Annotated in this window: 17 protein-coding genes; 10 read left to right on the plus strand and 7 right to left on the minus strand. The window is 67.6% G+C overall.

Annotated elements, in window-relative coordinates; translation table 11 throughout:
- Positions 1-3: 3 nt before the first annotated feature.
- From VH88_RS14180 to VH88_RS14215, 8 genes are all read left to right on the plus strand, one after another.
- Positions 4-663 (plus strand): RNA-binding protein, encoded by a 660-nt coding sequence (locus VH88_RS14180; RefSeq protein ID WP_045811818.1) that lies wholly within the window; start codon positions 4-6, stop codon positions 661-663.
- Between the two features lie 108 nt (positions 664-771).
- Positions 772-3,792: a translation initiation factor IF-2 gene (gene infB / locus VH88_RS14185; protein WP_045811819.1), complete on the plus strand. Its 3,021-nt coding sequence runs from the start codon at positions 772-774 to the stop codon at positions 3,790-3,792.
- 242 nt (positions 3,793-4,034) lie between these two features.
- Entirely contained in the window at positions 4,035-4,472 is a 438-nt protein-coding gene (locus VH88_RS14190; RefSeq protein WP_045811820.1) for a DUF2141 domain-containing protein, read from the plus strand.
- A gap of 23 nt (positions 4,473-4,495) precedes the next feature.
- Entirely contained in the window at positions 4,496-5,974 is a 1,479-nt protein-coding gene (locus VH88_RS14195; RefSeq protein WP_045811821.1) for a carotenoid oxygenase family protein, read from the plus strand.
- A 65-nt stretch (positions 5,975-6,039) separates the two neighbouring features.
- On the plus strand, positions 6,040-7,194 hold the full coding sequence (locus VH88_RS14200; RefSeq protein WP_045811822.1) for an acyltransferase: 1,155 nt from the start codon (positions 6,040-6,042) through the stop codon (positions 7,192-7,194).
- 36 nt (positions 7,195-7,230) lie between these two features.
- Positions 7,231-7,761 (plus strand): CHAP domain-containing protein, encoded by a 531-nt coding sequence (locus VH88_RS14205; RefSeq protein ID WP_045811823.1) that lies wholly within the window; start codon positions 7,231-7,233, stop codon positions 7,759-7,761.
- A gap of 36 nt (positions 7,762-7,797) precedes the next feature.
- The gene (locus tag VH88_RS14210; protein WP_045811824.1) at positions 7,798-8,595 is read left to right on the plus strand and encodes a tryptophan 2,3-dioxygenase; all 798 of its coding nucleotides are present in this window, start codon (positions 7,798-7,800) and stop codon (positions 8,593-8,595) included.
- 73 nt (positions 8,596-8,668) lie between these two features.
- Positions 8,669-9,154 (plus strand): PA2169 family four-helix-bundle protein, encoded by a 486-nt coding sequence (locus tag VH88_RS14215; RefSeq protein WP_045811832.1) that lies wholly within the window; start codon positions 8,669-8,671, stop codon positions 9,152-9,154.
- Positions 9,155-9,268: 114 nt separating this feature from the next.
- Here the strand turns inward: VH88_RS14215 and rplS are convergent, their stop codons facing one another.
- From rplS to VH88_RS14235, 4 genes are read right to left on the minus strand one after another with little or no spacing between them, the layout of a single operon-like run.
- Positions 9,269-9,691: a 50S ribosomal protein L19 gene (gene rplS, locus VH88_RS14220; RefSeq protein WP_017505017.1), complete on the minus strand. Its 423-nt coding sequence runs from the start codon at positions 9,689-9,691 to the stop codon at positions 9,269-9,271.
- Between the two features lies 1 nt (position 9,692).
- Complete coding sequence (gene trmD / locus VH88_RS14225; RefSeq protein WP_045811825.1) at positions 9,693-10,418, minus strand: tRNA (guanosine(37)-N1)-methyltransferase TrmD; 726 nt, start codon at positions 10,416-10,418, stop codon at positions 9,693-9,695.
- 38 nt (positions 10,419-10,456) lie between these two features.
- Entirely contained in the window at positions 10,457-10,867 is a 411-nt protein-coding gene (locus VH88_RS14230) for a GNAT family N-acetyltransferase (protein ID WP_045811826.1), read from the minus strand.
- Positions 10,864-12,699, minus strand: coding sequence for a DUF885 family protein (locus tag VH88_RS14235; RefSeq protein ID WP_045811827.1), 1,836 nt, complete (start codon positions 12,697-12,699; stop codon positions 10,864-10,866). The genes VH88_RS14230 and VH88_RS14235 overlap by 4 nt, the downstream gene beginning before the upstream one ends.
- Before the next feature lie 190 nt (positions 12,700-12,889).
- On the opposite strand from VH88_RS14235, the gene VH88_RS14240 reads away from it, so the two are divergent.
- Entirely contained in the window at positions 12,890-13,027 is a 138-nt protein-coding gene (locus VH88_RS14240) for an entericidin A/B family lipoprotein (RefSeq protein WP_017505021.1), read from the plus strand.
- Between the two features lie 66 nt (positions 13,028-13,093).
- Positions 13,094-13,525 carry a YidB family protein gene (locus VH88_RS14245; protein WP_231576699.1) on the plus strand — a complete coding sequence of 144 codons (432 nt, stop codon included), beginning with the start codon at positions 13,094-13,096 and terminating at the stop codon, positions 13,523-13,525.
- Between the two features lie 63 nt (positions 13,526-13,588).
- On the opposite strand, the gene VH88_RS14250 is transcribed toward VH88_RS14245, so the two are convergent.
- The 3 genes from VH88_RS14250 to VH88_RS14260 all read right to left on the minus strand — a co-directional run.
- Positions 13,589-14,974: an MFS transporter gene (locus VH88_RS14250; RefSeq protein WP_017505023.1), complete on the minus strand. Its 1,386-nt coding sequence runs from the start codon at positions 14,972-14,974 to the stop codon at positions 13,589-13,591.
- A gap of 39 nt (positions 14,975-15,013) precedes the next feature.
- On the minus strand, positions 15,014-16,552 hold the full coding sequence (locus tag VH88_RS14255; protein ID WP_045811828.1) for a response regulator: 1,539 nt from the start codon (positions 16,550-16,552) through the stop codon (positions 15,014-15,016).
- A 71-nt stretch (positions 16,553-16,623) separates the two neighbouring features.
- On the minus strand, positions 16,624-17,655 hold a 1,032-nt coding region (locus VH88_RS14260; protein WP_045811834.1), incomplete at its 5' end, for a YifB family Mg chelatase-like AAA ATPase.

Genomic DNA, 17,655 nt, shown 5'->3' on the forward strand with positions numbered 1-17,655 from the left:
CATATGAGCTTGCGCGACGCAACGATCGATAGGGAACGCCGGGACCTCGTCTCTCACGAGGTCATGGACGAATCTCGTCTGATCCGTTTCGTCGCCGGGCCCGATGGCCAGGTGGTCCCCGACCTGGGCAGGAAACTGCCCGGACGCGGCCTGTGGGTCGAAGCCAGCCGCGCCTCGGTCGAGGCGGCGGTCAAGAAGAACGGCTTCACTCGCGCGGCCAAGACCAAATTGACCGCCCCGGCCGACCTGGCCGATGTCGTCGAACGGCTGCTGGCAAGGCGCTGTCTCGACCAGCTGGGTCTTGCCCGGCGCGAAGGCGTTCTTATATCCGGCTTCGAAAAAACCGCGACGAGCCTGCGTGCAGGCAAGGCCGCCTGGGTGCTGGAAGCCGCCGATGGCTCGGCCGACGGGCGCGGAAAGATCCTCGCCCTGGCCCGTCATCAGACCGCCAAGATCTGCGGCGCGTTCACGGCGGACGATTTGAGTTTGGCCCTTGGGCTGGAAAATGCGATACACGCCGTCCTGCTTGCGGGCGGACGCGCCGATCGGTGGACCATCGAGGTCGAACGACTGGCTGGATTTCGGCCGCTTCGCCCCCCTCACTGGGATGTTTCCAGTGTCGAGGACGGATCGGCGGGAGAACCCCCGACAGGGGCGAGTTGAGGATTTTAGCGGCCGAGGGCCTGTCTCCAAGGGCGGAGACGGGCTCACGGTCGTTCATGGGTATTAGATGAGGACGGCGGGCCTTTCCGCCCCGAGTAAAGCGACCGGATGAGCGACGAAAACGACAAGACCAACCAAGGCCAGGGCAACACGGGCGGCACGCCGTCCCAGACGGGGCCGCGCGCTCCGCTGAGCCTGAAGCCGCGCGTTGTGGGATCGGTGCCGACCGGCACCGTGAAGCAGAGCTTCAGCCATGGCCGATCCAAGACGGTGGTGGTCGAGACCAAGCGCCGCGCCGGCGCCGGCGGACCGCAACGTCCGCAGGGCTTCGATGTCGCGCGTCCTCAACAGGCCGCTCAGGCTCCGCGTCCGCAAGGTCCGCGTCCGTCGCAACCCGCCGGCGGCGCCCTGTCGGCCGAGGAGCAGGAAGCGCGCCGCCGCGCCATCGCCCTGGCCACCCAGGCGAACGCCGCCAAGGCCGCAGCCGAAGCCGCCGCCAAGGCCGCTGCAGACGCCGCCGCCCGCGAGCAGGCCGCCGCCACCGAGCGCGCCGCACAGGCCGCCCGTGACGAAGCCGCCGCCGCCAAGGCCGCCGCAGAAGCCGCACGCGCCGAAGCCGCCAAGCTGACGGCTGCTGCGCCCGCCGCGCCGGCCAAGCCTGCGCCCAAGCCGGCCGCGCCGGTCGCGGCTGCGCCGACCCCCGCGCCCGCCGCGCCGGCTCCGGCGCCCGCTCCCGCCCGTCCGGCCGCTCCGGCTCGTCCGGTGGTCAACTTCGGCCAGCGCGTGCCCAAGCCCGGCAATCCCCAGCGCGCTGCGCCCGAGCGTCCGGCCTTCGGCGGGCGTTCGGCCCGCGAGCAGGCGATGGGCGGCGGCGATCGCGCCTATTCGGACCGTCCGCAGAGCGATCGCCCGCAAGGCGATCGTCCGCAGGGCGCCCGTTCGGGCCCTGGCGGCCAGCGTCCGCAAGGCGCCAAGCCGGCCGAGCCCGTCCGCTATTCGGCCCTGAACCCGCGCCCGGCGCCCGGCGCCGCGCGTCCTGGCGGTCCTCGCACCGGCCCTGGCGGTCGCGCCGCTCCGAACGCCCCTCCGGCCGAGGCCAATGTTCTGCGTCCGGCCCGTGCGCCCGGCGCCGGCTTCGGTCGTCCGGCCGGTCGTGACGACGATCGCGAGAAGCGTTTCTCCGACGCCGGCAAGGCGGTCAGCCGCACGCGCGGCGAGCCCAAGCGCCGTGAAGGCCGCATGACCATCCAGTCCGTGGTCGGCGATGGCGACGCCGCCGAGCGGATGCGCTCGCTGGCCTCGGTCCGCCGTGCTCGCGAACGTGAGAAGGAAAAGCGCAAGGGCGGCTCGACCGATGCGCCCAACCGTCCGCGCGAAGTCGTCATTCCCGACGTCATCACCGTGCAGGAGCTGTCCAACCGGATGGCCGTGCGCGGCGTCGACATCATCAAGTTCCTGATGAAGCAGGGCCTGATGATGAAGATCAACGACGTGATCGATTCCGACACCGCCGAACTGGTGGCCGAAGAGTTCGGCATGGCCGTCAAGCGCGTCTCGGAATCCGACATCGAAACCGGCTTCCTGGGCGAGGCCGACGATGCGGACGCCTCCGACACCCGCGCGCCGGTCGTGGCCATCATGGGCCACGTCGACCACGGCAAGACCTCGCTGCTCGACGCCCTGCGCACGACCGACGTCGCAGGCGGCGAAGCCGGCGGCATCACCCAGCACATCGGCGCCTATCAGGTTCGCCTGCCGGACGACCAGAAGGTCACCTTCCTGGACACCCCGGGCCACGCCGCCTTCTCGGCCATGCGGGCGCGCGGCGCCAATGTGACCGACATCGTGGTCCTGGTCGTCGCCGCCGACGACGGCGTCATGCCGCAGACCATCGAAGCCATCCAGCACGCCAAGGCGGCCAACGCGCCCCTGATCGTGGCGGTCAACAAGATGGATAAGCCCGGCGCCACGTCCCAGAAGGTCGTCAACGAGCTGCTGCAGTACGAAGTCATCGCCGAAAGCCTGGGCGGCGACACCCAGATCATCGAGGTCTCGGCCAAGGAGCGGATGAACCTCGACGGCCTGCTCGAAGCCATCCTGATCCAGGCCGAGGTCATGGACCTGCGCGCCAACGCCGATCGTTCGGCCGAGGGCGTGGTCATCGAGGCCAAGCTGGACAAGGGTCGCGGTCCGGTCGGCACAGTCCTGGTCAAGCGCGGCACGCTGAAGCGCGGCGATATCGTCGTCGCTGGCGGTTCGTGGGGCAAGGTTCGCGCCCTGCTGAACGAACGCAACGAGCAGCTGACCGAAGCCGGTCCGTCGGTTCCGGTCGAGATCCTGGGTCTGGACGAGGCGCCGTCGCCCGGCGATGTCTTCGCCGTGGTGGATTCCGAGGCCCGCGCTCGCGAGCTGACCGAATACCGTCAGCGGGTGAAGCGCGAGAAGGCCCAGGTCTCGGGCGGCTCGGTGTCGCTGGTTGACATGATGGCCAAGCTCGGCTCCAAGAAGATCAGCGAACTGCCGGTGGTCATCAAGGCCGACGTGCAGGGCTCGGGCGAAGCCATCTCCGCCTCGCTGGAGAAGATGGGCAACGACGAGGTCCGCGCCCGGATCGTCTATTCCGGCGCCGGCGGCATCACCGAGAGCGACGTCAATCTGGCCAAGTCGGCCGGCGCGCCGATCCTCGGCTTCAACGTCCGCGCCTCGAAACAGGCGCGCGATCTGGCCGAGCGCGAAGGGGTCGAAATCCGCTACTACTCGATCATCTACGACCTGCTGGACGACATGAAGGGCGTGCTTTCGGGCATGCTGGCGCCGCTGCAACGCGAAACCTTCCTGGGCAACGCCCAAGTGCTTCAGGTCTTCGACATCTCCAAGATCGGCAAGATCGCGGGCTGCCGCGTCACCGAAGGCGTGGTTCGCAAGGGCGCGCGCGTCCGCATCATCCGCGACGACGTGGTGGTGCTGGAACTGGGCGTGCTCAACACGCTCAAGCGCTTCAAGGACGAGGTCAACGAGGTGCCTTCGGGCCAGGAGTGCGGCATGCAGTTCCAGGGCTTCCAGGACATCAAGGAAGGCGACTACATCGAGTGCTTCACGGTTGAAGAGATCAAGCGCACGCTGGACTAGTTCCTGTCGCGAGCACGAAAGGCCAAGGCCCGGAACTCAGCTTCCGGGCCTTTTCTTTTGCAGGCCGGACACGACGCGCTCGGCGGTGTGCGTTCGCGCTTCGCCAACGCCCATGCCTGTTCATTCGCGAACGGCGACCGTGCATCGCCGCAAGCGCGGTGGCGGAGGGCAGGGGATGGCGTCACGGTCTGGTCATCGAGGGCCGGTCGTTCGGTCCTCTCCCTGACACAGGACACGCCGTCATGAAGACCGTCGCCGCCATCGCTCCCATTCTCGCTCTCGCCGCCGCCCTTACCGTTGCGGCGCCGGCCGCGCCCGCCTTCGCCGCCGACCTGACCGTCGCCTTCCCGAGCGCCGCGCCCCAAGGCCAGATCATGGTCGCCGTCTTCAACAGCGAGGCCAACTATGGCGGCGAGGGTCAGCCCGCCCAGGTCGCCATGCTGGATGTCTCCGCCGGCCAGACCAGCATCACCTTCGACGGCCTGCCCGACGGCGACTATGCGGTGCGCGCCTTCCACGACCTGAACGGCGACGGCAAGATGAACACCAATCCCTTCGGCATGCCGGTCGAGCCGTTCGCCTTCTCCAACAACGCTGTCGGCAATATGGGACCGGCGTCTTGGGACCGCGCCAAGTTCGCCGCCGCCGGCGCGACGACCCAGTCGATCGACCTGAAGTAAGCGACGAAAGCCGGAGTTCGATCATGACCCCCTCCCGCCGTTCTTTCCTGATGGGCGCTGCTGCGCTGTCCGCCGCCGTGGCTACGCCTGAAATGGTCCGCGCCGCCGCTGCGGTGGACGCCGTCGCCGCGACGAAGGCCGACTGGGCGCTGGCGACCCAGGACGTCGAAGGCGACATCGCGCGCCGGACGATGCGCCTGATCCACGGTCGGGCGCCGGCGGGATTGCAGGGCGCGCTGTATCGCAACGGGCCGGCCAAGTTCCGGCGGCCGGGCGGGTCGGCGACCCACTGGTTCGACGGCGACGGCATGATGCGCGCCTTCCGCATCCAGGACGGCCAGGCGACGCTGGAGGCGCGATTCGCCGACACGCCCAAGCGCCGCACCGAAACGGAGCTGGACGCGGTGGTTACGCCGGGTTTCGGCACCAAGGGCGACGCGCGCGCCCGCATCGGCTCAAACGACGACGCCAACGCCGCCAACACCGCTGTCATGGTCACCGGCGATCAGGTCTGGGCGCTGTGGGAGGCAGGGTCGCCCCTGGCCCTGTCGGCGTCGGACCTGTCGACGCGCGACTTCGTCACCCTGCGCGACGACCTGAAAGGCATGCCCTTCCAGGCCCACCCGCGCTACGCCCCTGACGGTTCGATCTGGAACGTGGGATCGGCGGGCGGTCAGGCCGTCATCTGGCGCCTGCGCCCGGATCGTAGCCTGAGCGACGCCCAGGTCGTGCCCCTGCCGCGCGCCAGCTATATGCACGACTTCACCGCCACCGACCGGCACGTGATCCTGGTGCTCCAGCCTTGGGTGTTTGCGACCCACGCCATGCCGGTGACCGCAGGTCTGGCCTGGAGACCCGAGATGGGGACGCAGGTCCTGGTGCTGGACAAGGACGACCTGTCCAGGCGCCGCCTCTATGAACTGCCGGGCTTCTTCCACTTCCACCTCGGCGACGCCTGGGCCGAGCGCGACGGCACGATCCGCTTCGATGTCGCCGCCAGCGGCGATCCGCGCTTCGCGGTCGATGGTGCGCGGGTTCTGGTGGACGGGCATGGGGTCGTTCCGGGCGATCCGGCGAGACTGGCGCTGATCACCCTGCGGCCAGATGGGCGCGCCGACATGACTTACAGCGATGTCGTGGGTGAATTCCCGAAAGCCGATCCGCGCCGTGCGGGGCTGAAGCGCAGTTTGACCGCCCATACCTCCGGCGAGACGCGCGGCCGGCCCTTGCCGACAGGATTGGCGGTCCACGACTGGGACAGCGGTCGCTCGCACGCCTTCGAGTTCGGCGTGCATCAGGTGGTCGAGGAGGCGGTCTTCGTACCCAAGCCCGGCGCGACGGCGGAACGCGACGCCTGGCTGGTCGGACCGTCGGTCAATCTGAAGGATGGGCGCACCGAACTGCACGTCTTCGACGTGGCGCGGATCGAGGACGGCCCGGTCGCGACCTGGCAGGCGGACGTGGCCCTGCCGGCCGGCTTCCATGGCGTGTGGGCGGGATAGTTTGGTCGGGCACAACCCTTGCTGGCCTTCACGGTTCGAAAAGGCTGACGTGCCAAGGTGAGACCATGACCCCCGTCCAGACGCCCGCCGATCTTCGCCCCATCACCGCCCTGCGCTTCGGCGCGGCCATGTGGGTCGCCGTCTACAGCTTCTGGGAAAACCTGGCGGGCGCGGGTCAGTCGGGCCTCGTCGCCAAGGGCTATCTGGGTGTCGAGCTGTTCTTTGTCCTGTCCGGCTTCATCCTCAGCCACGTCTATCTGGCGGCAGCGGGCGAGAAGCGGTTCTCGTATCGCGGCTTCCTGTGGGCGCGGATCGCGCGCGTTTATCCGCTGCACATCGCCACCCTGATCGGCGTGGGGCTGCTGGCGGCCGCCGCCCTGTTCGCCGGCATGAGCGTCGACGCCAATGTGCTGAGTTGGGCGTCGCTGCCCGCCAACCTCTTCATGGTCCACGCCTGGGGGTTGGCGCCGGTCGCGGGCTGGAACCATCCGTCCTGGTCCATCTCTGCGGAGTGGTTCGCCTATCTGTGCTTCCCGCTGTTCGCCTTCGTCTTCTGGCGCCTGCGTCATCGGCCGATCGCGGCGGTGGTCGGGGCTGCGGCCTTCCTCGTCATCCTCTATTCCGTGTTCGAGCAACTGGCCGGCTTCGCCCTGACCGAGGCGACGATCCGCTGGGGCGCGCTTAGGATCGTGCCGTGCTTCGCCTTGGGCTGCGCCCTCTATCTCGTTTATCGCCGCGCGCCGTTGAAGGCGCCGTGGCTGTGCGCCGCCGTCTCGTTCGGCCTGATGGTGCTCAGCGCCGCGCTCGGCCTATGGGACGGCGTCACGGTTCTGCTGGCCGGCGCCCTGATCCTGTCGCTGGCCTCGCTGCCTAATGAACGCGCCGGATGGCTGGCGTCAAAGCCGGCCGTCTACCTCGGCGAGATCAGTTATTCGGTCTATATGGTCTGTGTGCCGTGGAAGCTTCTGGCGGTCGGTCTAGCCGCCAAACTGTTCGATGCGCCGGACAAGCAGCTTCAAATTTTCGTGTGGTTGGCGATCTTGACCCTTCTGCCGGTCGCCGCCGCCGTGTCGTACCATCTGGTGGAACGCCCGGCGCGCAAGGCTCTGAGAGACATGGCCGACAAGCGCGCTAAGCGTCACGACAAGGTTTCAGAAGGAAATATGAAGCACGGCGATATGCCGAAACAACTTGCGACAGGGCGTGATCCCGTGGCCTAAAGGGCGCTTCCAAAGGCGGGTCGGGATACCCCAAGCATGCTGAAACGGCTCAAAGCCGCCGCGGTTGCGGCGACCCTCGGTTTTTTTGCGCTGGGCGCCGTCCCCTCCAACGCAAAGGCTGATGAGCCCTATTGGCAGTGCGTGACCTTCGCGCGCATGTTCTCCGGGATCAATATCTTCGGCGACGCCTGGACCTGGTGGCGTCAGGCCGCCGCCAACTTCCGCACCGGCAAGGCCCCCGAAACCGGCTCGGTTCTGGTCTTCCGCCCCGAGGGCCGCATGAGCCGGGGCCACGTCGCCGTCGTCTCCGACATCCTGACCGACCGCGTCGTGCGCGTGACCCACGCCAACTGGGGCGGCAGCCGCGGCAAGGTAGAAGAGAACGTCACCGTCGTCGACGTCTCGCCCTCCAACGACTGGTCGCAGGTCAAGGTCTGGTACAACCCGATCAACGATCTGGGCACGACGGTCTATCCGACCTACGGCTTCATCTACAAAGGCGCCCGCGACGCCTTCGACGCCGGCCGTCAGATCGCCGCCAACGTCTCGGCCCAAGGCCAGCACTAAGCTTGCACCGCCCGCCATCGCGGGCGATAGGCGGGCATGACCCAATCCAGCGACATTACCTACGCCGGCTATCTGGCGTTGGACGACCTGCTTTCGACCCAGCACCCACTGTCGGACCAGCACGACGAAATGCTGTTCGTCGTCATCCATCAGACCAAGGAACTGTGGCTCAAGCAGATCCTGCATGAGACGGCCCTGGCCCAGTCGATGGTGCGCGCCGGCGAACTGGTCCCGGCCTACAAGAGCTTGGCGCGCGTTTCCCGCATCCAGGCGGTGATGACTCACAGCTGGGACATTCTGTCGACGATGACGCCGTCGGACTATCTGCGGTTCCGAGGGTCGTTGGGGTCATCGTCCGGCTTCCAGAGCGACCAGTTCCGACGTTTCGAAACCATGCTGGGCCTGAAGGACGCCAGCTTCCTGAAGTTCCACGAAGACCGCCCCGAGGCCCTGGCCGCGCTTCAGGCCGCCATCGCCGCGCCCAGCCTTTACGATGACGCTCTGGCCCAACTGGCCAAGGCCGGTCTGCCGGTACCCGCCGAGGTGCTGAACCGCGACGTGACCCAACCCTATGCGCCGTCCGAAGCCGTCGAGGCGGCCTGGCTGGAGGTGTATCGCGACACAGAGCGGTGGTGGATCCTGTATCAGCTGGCCGAGAAGCTGGTCGATCTGGACGACGCCCTGCTGACCTGGCGGCACAAGCATGTCGTTACGGTCGAACGCATCATCGGTCGGCGTCGCGGCACGGGCGGAACGGAAGGCGCCGCCTATCTGGCCTCGACCCTGACCAAGCGCTGCTTCCCCGAGCTGTGGTCGCTTCGCACCAAACTTTGATGTCGCAGGCGGCAACCTTCGCCGCGCCGGACCATTCCGCCGTTTGACCGCAACAGCGGAAGGAATGGACGAGATGAGCAACCCCAACGCCCACGACATCAAGGTTCTGAACGGCCTGATCGAAACGACGCTGGACAGCGCGGACGGCTATCGCGAAGCCGCCGACCAGACGCAGGACCCGCACTATCGCACCCTGTTCGAGCGGCGCAGCAGCGAACGCCAGCAGGTCGTCGACGAGCTGTCGGCCGCCGTGCGCGGTCTGGGCGGCGATCCGGAATCCGATGGATCGATCCTGGCCAAGGCCCACCGCGCCTTCTTGGACGTCAAACACGCCCTGCTGCGCAACGACGATTCCGTCGTCGGTTCGATCAACTCGGGCGAGGGGTTCATCGCCGACAAATATGAAAAGGCGCTGGAAGACACCGGCATTTCCGCCACCACGCGCGAGACGATCCGGCGCGCCTATGCGGCGGTGAAGACCGAGCATGAGCAGATGGAGGCCCTGAAACACAGCCTCGAAGGCCAGCGCGACGCGGCCAATCCCTTGTTCCCGCAGTAATCCCGGACTGACGGAATAGAAAAAGGCCCCGGCGTCACCGCCGGGGCCTTCGTCATTTGATCATTTGGCCCACGCTCAAGAAGCGCGAAGCGCGTTAGCGCACCATAAAATGGCCTAGGCTTCTTCGGTCTTGGCGGCCGAACCGGTTTCCGGAACGACGACGCCCTTGGCGGGGCGAACCGTCTGGCGCTCGGCGATACGGGCCGACTTGCCGCGACGATCGCGCAGGTAATAGAGCTTGGCGCGACGCACGACGCCGCGGCGCTTCACTTCGATCGACTCGATGTTCGGCGACAGGATGGGGAAGCGGCGCTCGACGCCTTCGCCGAAGGAGATCTTGCGGACCGTGAAGGTTTCGCTGATGCCGCCGCCGTCACGGGCGATGCAAACGCCTTCGAAGGCCTGAACGCGCTCGCGCTCGCCTTCCTTGATCTTCACGTTGACGCGCAGGGTGTCGCCGGGCTGGAATTCCGGAATCTTGCGTTCGCCCAAGACGCGGGCTTTTTCTTCGGCGTCCAGCTGTTGAACGATATTCATGTCATTTCTCCTCGGGCTTTGCGCCCTTTAGCTGTGAGTTGGCGAGATGCGCCTGCCAGAGGTCCGGCCGTCGCTCCCGCGTAGTCGTCTCCCGCTGCGCCTCGCGCCATCCCGCGATCTTCTTGTGATCGCCCGACAGCAGCACCTCGGGTATCTCAAGCCCCTCGAACGTCCGCGGTCGCGTGTACTGCGGGTGTTCCAGAAGCCCATCCTCGAAGCTTTCGGACGACAGGCTGTCGCCTGAGCCGAGCACGCCGGGGATCAGTCTTACGCACGCCTCGATCGCGACCATCGCCGCCGCCTCGCCGCCGGCGAGAACCGCGTCTCCGACCGAGACCTCCTCGAACCCGCGTGCGTCCAGCACCCGCTGATCCACCCCCTCGAAACGGCCGCACAGCACGACGATCCCGTCGGCTTTCGCCCATTCCTTGACGCGCGCCTGGGTCAGGGGTCGACCCCTGGCGCTCATGTACAAAAGCGGCCGCTTGGGTCCCGGCAGGCTATCCACCGCCCGGGCCACAACGTCCGCCTTCAGCACAGCTCCCGGGCCGCCACCCGCAGGGGTGTCGTCCAGGAAGCCGCGCGTATCTGTGGAAAAGGCGCGAATGTCAACCGTTTCCAGGCTCCACAAGCCCTTCTCGCGCCAAGCCGTGCCGATCAGAGACACCCCGAGCGGGCCCGGAAAGGCCTCGGGAAACATGGTCAGGACGGTGGCGGTGAACGGCATGGCGGCGGCTCTTACACCAAACGCGCAGGAAATGCGCGTCAGCGGATCACCTGCGCCATGCCGATGGATTTCGGCATGGTCGGCGCAAAGCCGTATTGTTCATACAGTCGGTTCGCCTCTCCGTCCGCGATCAGGCTGACGTAGGCGCCCTGCGCGTGACTGCGCAGCCGATCCACCAAGGCCGTCATGATCGCCTTACCCAGGCCGCGCCCCTGATGTGCGGGTTCGATGGCCATATCGACGATCTGGAAGAAAAGACCGCCGTCGCCAATTATCCGCCCCATGCCGACCGCCTGACCGTCATGGCGCACTACTACGGCGAACCAGGTATGCGGCAGGCCGGCGATGGCATTCGCCTCAGCTTTCGGGCTCAGGCCGGCGTTGATCCGGAGGCGGAGATAATCGGCGACCGAAGGTGTTTCGGCCGTCAACTCATAGCCGTCGATCATGCTTTCGGCGCCCCGCCGCCTGCCGCGATCCAGCTGTCCACCTGATCCTCCAGCACGTCCAGCGGCACCGAGCCGGAACCCAGCACGACCGCATGGAAGTCCTTGATGTCGAACCGGTCGCCCAAGGCCGTCCTGGCCCGGTCGCGCAATTCCTCGATCTTCAGCTCGCCGATCTTGTAGCTGGTCGCCTGGCCGGGATTGGTGATGTAGCGCTCGACTTCCTTTTCGATGTCGCGCTCGGACAGCAGGGAGTTCTGACGGAAATAGTCCATCGCCTGTTCGCGGCTCCAGCGTTTGGCGTGCAGGCCGGTGTCGGTCACCAGACGCACCGCGCGCCACAGCTCGGTCGAGAGCCGGCCGAAGTCGGAATATGGGTCCTGATAGAAGCCCATCTCCTTGCCCAACTGTTCGGCGTACAGCCCCCACCCTTCCGCATAGGCGCCGTAGCCGCCGAACCGACGGAAACGCGGCAGGCCCTCGATCTCCTGCGCATAGGCGATCTGGAAATGGTGGCCCGGCGCGCCCTCGTGATAGCTGATGCCCTCGATCTGCGGCTTCAGAACCTGGGTCATGTCCGACAGGTTGACGTAGTAGATGCCCGGCCGCGATCCGTCCGGCGCGGGCGAGTTGTAGAAGGCGATCGAGGCCGTCGCCTCGCGGAACGGCTCCACCGCCCGCACCTCCAGCGCCGCCTTGGGCAGGGTCGAGAACCACTGCGGCGCCGCCGCCATTACTTGCGCGATGAAGCCGCGCGCGTCGGTCAGATACTGCTCCTTGCCCTCGGGCGTATTCGGATACTGGAACCGTGGATCGGTCTTCAGGAAGGTGAAGAAGTCCTGCAGCGAGCCGGTGAAGCCGACCTGGGTCTTGATGGTCTCCATATCGGCCTGGATGCGGGCGACCTCGGCCAGACCGATCTGATGGATCTGGTCGGCGGTCAGGTCGGTGGTCGTCGAGAGCTGGAGCCGGGCGTTGTAATAGGCCTCGCCCTGCGGCAGGCGCCACACGCCCGCGTCGCTGTCGGCCTTGGGCTGCACCTCGGCCAGGGCCGTCAGCACGGTCTCGAACCCGGCCTTGTAGGGGCCGGTCAGGGCGGCGCGGGCTTCCGACAGCAGCCGGTCCTTGGTCGCCTGATCGGTTTCCAGGGCCGCGACCTTCTTGTTGAAGTCGGCCCATACCGGATTGTCCGCCCCGTCGTCGAACGGCGCGCCGGTGATGACGTTGCGGGTGTTGGCGATGGACGGGGCGAAGACGAAGCGCGGCGAGACGACGCCCGCCGCCGCGCGCTGACGCAGTTCCTCGGCCACCTGATCCATCTGCGTCTCGGCGGCCCTGATCCGCGCGACATAGGCCTCGGCGTCGGCCACGCTGGAGACCCGGTGGTTGTTGATCAGAAAGACCGGCAGGCTGGTCGTCGGATTGCCGTTGGCGGCGAACTGAAAGCCCCAGTCGCGCCACTGGTTCGACAGCCGCGCCTGCTGGACGCCATATTCGAACATCCGCCACGACAGCGCCGCCTGCGGCCCCAGCTTCTGCGGATCGAACTGGGCCTTCATCTGCGCCAGCTGCGCCTCCTGAAGCGCCAGGGCCCGGTCGGCGGCGGCGTCCGACACGTCGTCCAGCTTGTCGTAGTCGGTCTTGATGCCCAGCGACGTCATCTGTTGCGGGCTCAACGCGATCCGCGCCTGGAAGGCCTGTTCAAAGAAGGCGTTCAGACGCGCGTCCTCGCTGTCGGCCGCAGCTGTCTGTGCGGGGGCGGAGGTCTGCGCCAGCGCGGGCGCGGCGGACAGCACCGCCATCATAGCGGCGGACGAGATCAGAAGACGACGCATGAACAACCCCTCGTGAAACAGGGGCGCACCTTCGGGGTCGCGTGCGCGCGGCGCAAGCGCTCAATGCCCCCGCCGTTGCGGCGATCCGACACGTCGAGAGCAGAATTTTCGATATGGCGTCGCTTGATGCAACCCAAGTCCAGGGTCGGCGTTTCGACGAAACTTGACCATACCAAACAAGGTTCACACCATGCGCAAGATCATCACCCTGTCCATCGTCGCCGCCGCTCTGGCCGTGTCGGCCTGCAACACCATCGCCGGCGCCGGCCGCGACGTCTCGGCCGCCGGTTCGGCCGTCACGCAGGGCGCGAACGAAGCCAAGAACTAAGGCTTTTCGAAAGCCGATGTTGGAAAGGCCCGCCGAATCCCGGCGGGCCTTTCTCGTATCCGTCGCATGACGGTGTTACGGTGCACCATCATTCGGGAGACGGCGATGGGCTTTCTGGACAATGTGGTGAAGGGTCTCGGCGACGACGCCGCAGGCGGTCTGAGCGACCTGCTAAAGGATCAGGGCGGCGTCGGCGGGCTAGCCGAGAAGTTCGGTCAGGCGGGGCTGGGCGATGTGATCGGCTCCTGGGTCGGCACGGGTCCGAACGCCAACATCTCGCCCGCGCAGATCACGGCCGTCCTCGGCCACGGCCCCATCGCCGACATCGCCGCCAAGATGGGCGTGACCCCCGAACAGGCCGGCGAAACCCTGGCCGGTCTTCTGCCCGAAGCCATCGACCGCCTGACCCCTGGCGGTCAGATCGACGGCGCCGATGACCTGCTCGGCAAGTTGCCGGGTGGCCTTGGCGACATGATCGGCGGTTTCCTGAAGCGCTGAAGCCTTAGGACGGCTGGCCCTCGGTCGCCGCCACGGCAGATGCCAAAGCGAGCGAGTGCTCAGCTATAGCGTTGGAGTTTCAAGCTGTTTTCGTTGCCGCAGCAGAAGCAGCCAGCACAACAGAACAGCAGGTACGCCCACCGCAGCTGTTGCGGCGAAGAACAGGGCGTAGGCTTCCATCAGCGGCCGTCCCTGTTCCAGTCGTTCAACGGCGACGCCGGACAACCCCTTCAGGAACTTGCCGAGCAGAGCATAGAACGAACTCAGCAGAGCATATTGGGTCGCCGTGTAGCCGATGCTGGTCAGACTGGCCATGTAGGCGACAAGAGCTGCGCCAGCGAAGCCCTCGGAGAAGTTTTCCACGAACAGAACGCCGCCGAAGACCGGCGTCGACAGGCCGACCAACGCCATCACCGTATAGCCGAGGTTCGACATCGGCCCGATCAGGGCGCCCAGCAGCAGGGTCTTGCCGAAGCCGAACCGGACTGCGAAGAGGCCCCCTGCAGCAATGCCTAGCAAGGACGCAATAAGTCCGACGCTCAACCGCATGGCGCCGATGGTTTCCTTGGCCAGTCCCAAGTCGGTGTAGAAGGGCCCGATCATCGGCCCCATGACGAAGTCCGGCAGGCGGTACAGACTGATCGCAGCCAACATCAGGATCGCCGCCGCGCCATGCGTCTTCAGGAAGTTGAGGAAGGGGCCGACGATGGCGTCGAAAAGCCCTCGGGGTGAGAGCAGCGATACCTGCCCCGTGACCTGCTCCAACGTCCGCCGATCCACCGGCTCCTTTGCGAACAGGGTGGCGACGACGGCGATCCCCATGGCCGCGCCATACAGACCATAGGCACCATTCCAGCCGATGCCGGAGGCGACGAAAAGTATGAGCGCATTGCCCGCCAATATCGCCGCGCGATAGCCAAGCTGGAACGCGGAGGTGAGCAGCCCCTGATCCTCGTCGCTTTCGGCGCTCTCGATCCGCCAAGCGTCCGCGACGATATCCTGTGTCGCGGCGGAAAAGGCTGTCGCCAAGGCCGCTGCGCCCAACAGGGTCAGGCCGCCTTCCGGCCCGATCAGGGCCATGGCGATCAATGAAAGGCCGACCGCGATCTGGGACAGCAACAGCCAGCCCCTGCGTCGTCCCAGCCTGCCGAGCAGCGGCACATCGACCCGGTCAGTTACCGGGGCCCATAGGAATTTTAGAGAATACGCCAGACCCACCCAGGAGATGAAGCCGATCGCCGCCAGCTCGGTTCCGCCCTCGCGCAGCCAGATACCTAGGGTGTTGCCGACCAGCATGAAGGGTAGGCCCGAGCCCAATCCGATCAGCAGGGTGATGAGTACGCGTCCACGCCCCATAGCTTTCAGGACATCGGTTGCTCCGACCGCCTTTTTCGGTGTCGGCTCGGCGACGGTGGCAAGAGGGCCGTCGGGCGGCGTGAAGTTCGTCATGGGCAGGCGTCTCCGAGGGCGCCCCTCGGCGTCCTGATCTCAGCCGACCTTGGCGCGGATGTCGCGCTTCGTCCAGCGGGCGAGGGCGGCGCGCAGGGCCTCGGCGTCCAGCGGCTTGACGATATGGTCGTCCATGCCGGCCTCCAGACACGCGCGGCGGTCCTCGGCGAAGGCGTTGGCGGTCAGGGCCAGGATCGGCGTCGTGTCGCCCGCCGCGCGGATGGCGCGGGCGGCGGCGGGGCCGTCCATGCCGGGCATCCGCATGTCCATGAAGACCACGTCGTATCGCGCGCGTTTCAGGGCCGCGACGGCTTCGTCGCCGGTGGCGGCCGTCTCGACGGTGCAGCCCTCGCGGCGCAACAGGGTGCGGGCCAGAAGCGCGCCGACGGGATTGTCCTCGGCCAGCAGGACGCGGATGCCTGCGAACTGAACGGGGGCTACGCGGTCGTCTTCGACCGGGGCGGCGCAGTGAGCGCTGGATTTGTCAGGCGCCTCCGCGCCGATGGCGGCCAGGACGCGCTCGGCCAGGGACGCGCGACGCAAAGGCTTGATCAGATAGCCGTGGAAGCCGACGGCGCGATAGCGGGCGATCAGATCGCGCTCGGCCGGTTTCAGCAGAACGATGCCGCGACCGCTCGAAGGCAGGGCCGCCAGCGCGCCCGCCGGGGCGTCGGCGTGATCGACCAGGGTCACCGGGCCATCATCCGCCACGACGCCGCCCGAGGCCTCGATCTGGGCGCGAGCCGCCGACAGGACAAACGGATCGACGGCGCGCACCGCAACTGTCTGGCCGCGCAGCGGCTTGTCGCGCGCCACCGCGACGGCGGCGAAGGCGGCCTCGAAGCGGAAGCGGGCGCCCCCGCCGGTTGCGGCGCCGTCGGGCCGGTTTTCGACCTTCACCGAGCCGTCCATGGCGGCGGCCAGTTTACGCACGACCGCCAGACCCAGACCCGCGCCATCCTGACGGACCGCGTCGGAACTATCGGCGTGGCCGAATTCCTCGAAGATCCGTGTGCGCGCCTCGGGCGCCACGCCGGGGCCGGTGTCGTCGACCAGAAAGGCCAGACGCGGGCGCGCCGCGCTGCCGCCGACGCGCTCGACCGAAATGCGCACGCCGCCGGTTTCAGTGAACTTCACGGCGTTGCCCGCCAAGTTGAAAAGCACCTGACGCAGCCGGCCTTCGTCCGCCAGCACGTCGGGCGCGTCGGCGGCGACCGACCAGACGATCTCCAGCCCCTTATCGTGGGCGCGCGGGCTCAGCAACTCGGCGACGCCCCGCACCAGACCTTCCAGATCGACGGGCGCCAGGTCGAACTCCAGAGTCCCGGCCTCCAGCCGCGCATAGTCCAGCAGGTCGTTGACCAGACCTAGCAGATGTTCGGCCGACTGACGCGCGTTCTCGGCATAGGCGCGCTGGGCGCCGTCCAGCCGGGTCCGCTGCAACAGGTTGATCATGCCGATGACGCCGTTCAGCGGCGTGCGCATCTCGTGGCTCATCAGCCGCAGGAACTGCTGGGCGGGGTCAACAGGCGCGCTCGTCCGCTCCTCGATCCGCTTCGTCGCCGTCCGTCGCGTCATGGCCGCCTCCCCGTCAGGCACGGAGACTAAAAGCGGACGGTTAAGGATGTCTCCACCATGACGCGGGCGCCTCACGCGTGCAGGAAGGGCGTCTGCTCGTCATCGCCTTCGCGCAGGCCGAAGCCTTCATGGCGCTGCGCCACGCGGCGGTCGAAGTCGGCCTCGGCCCCGATGGTGGTGCGGCGATAGATCAGGGCCTCGGCCCCGATGGTGGTGCGGCGATAGATCAGGGCCTCGGCGATGTGGCGGCGCAGAACGCCGGTGCTGCCGTCCAGGTCGGCGATGGTGCGCGCCAGGCGCAGGGTGCGGGTCCAGCCGCGTGCGGTCAGGCCGCCGGCCTCGCCCGCCCGCATCAGCAGCATCCGGCCCGCCTCGTCCGGCGTGGCGAACCGATCCAGCGCGGCGCCGGAGGCGCGGGCGTTCAGGCCTTGGGCGGCGTCCAGCCCCGCCTTGCGCACCCGGTCCTCCTGCATGGCGCGGGCGGTTGCGACGCGCGCCCGGGCCTCGGCCGTGCCTTCGGCGGGCGGGGGCAGGGCCATGTCGGCGGCGGTGACCGGCGGGGTCTCCACCGTCAGGTCGATCCGGTCGAACATCGGACCCGAGACGCGGTTCTGATAGTCGCGCTGGCAGCGCGGCGCCTTGCCGCACGCCCCGCGCCCGGCCCCGCCCATGCCGCAGCGGCACGGGTTCATCGCCGCAACGAGCTGGAACCGCGCGGGATAGCGGATGTGGGCGTTGGCGCGGGCGACGACGATTTCGCCCGTCTCCAGCGGCGCCCGCAGCGAGTCCAGGGCCTGGGCCGAGTATTCCGGCAGTTCGTCCAGAAACAGCACGCCATTGTGCGCCAGCGACGCCTCGCCCGGCTTGGCGCGCAGTCCCCCGCCGGTCAGGGCCGCCATCGAGGCGGAATGGTGCGGGCTGCGGAACGGGCGATCGCGGGTCAGGGCGCCGCGTTCGATCAGGCCGGCGACCGACCAGACCATCGAGGTCTCCAGCAGTTCCTGCGAGGTCAGGGGCGGCAAGAGGCCCGGCAGCCGCTGCGCCATCATCGACTTTCCCGACCCCGGCGGGCCGATGAAGAGCAATGTGTAGCTGATTTGTAA

The sequence above is a fragment of the Brevundimonas sp. KM4 genome, assembly GCF_000964075.1.
In the GTDB taxonomy this organism is placed as follows: Bacteria; Pseudomonadota; Alphaproteobacteria; order Caulobacterales; family Caulobacteraceae; genus Brevundimonas; species Brevundimonas huaxiensis.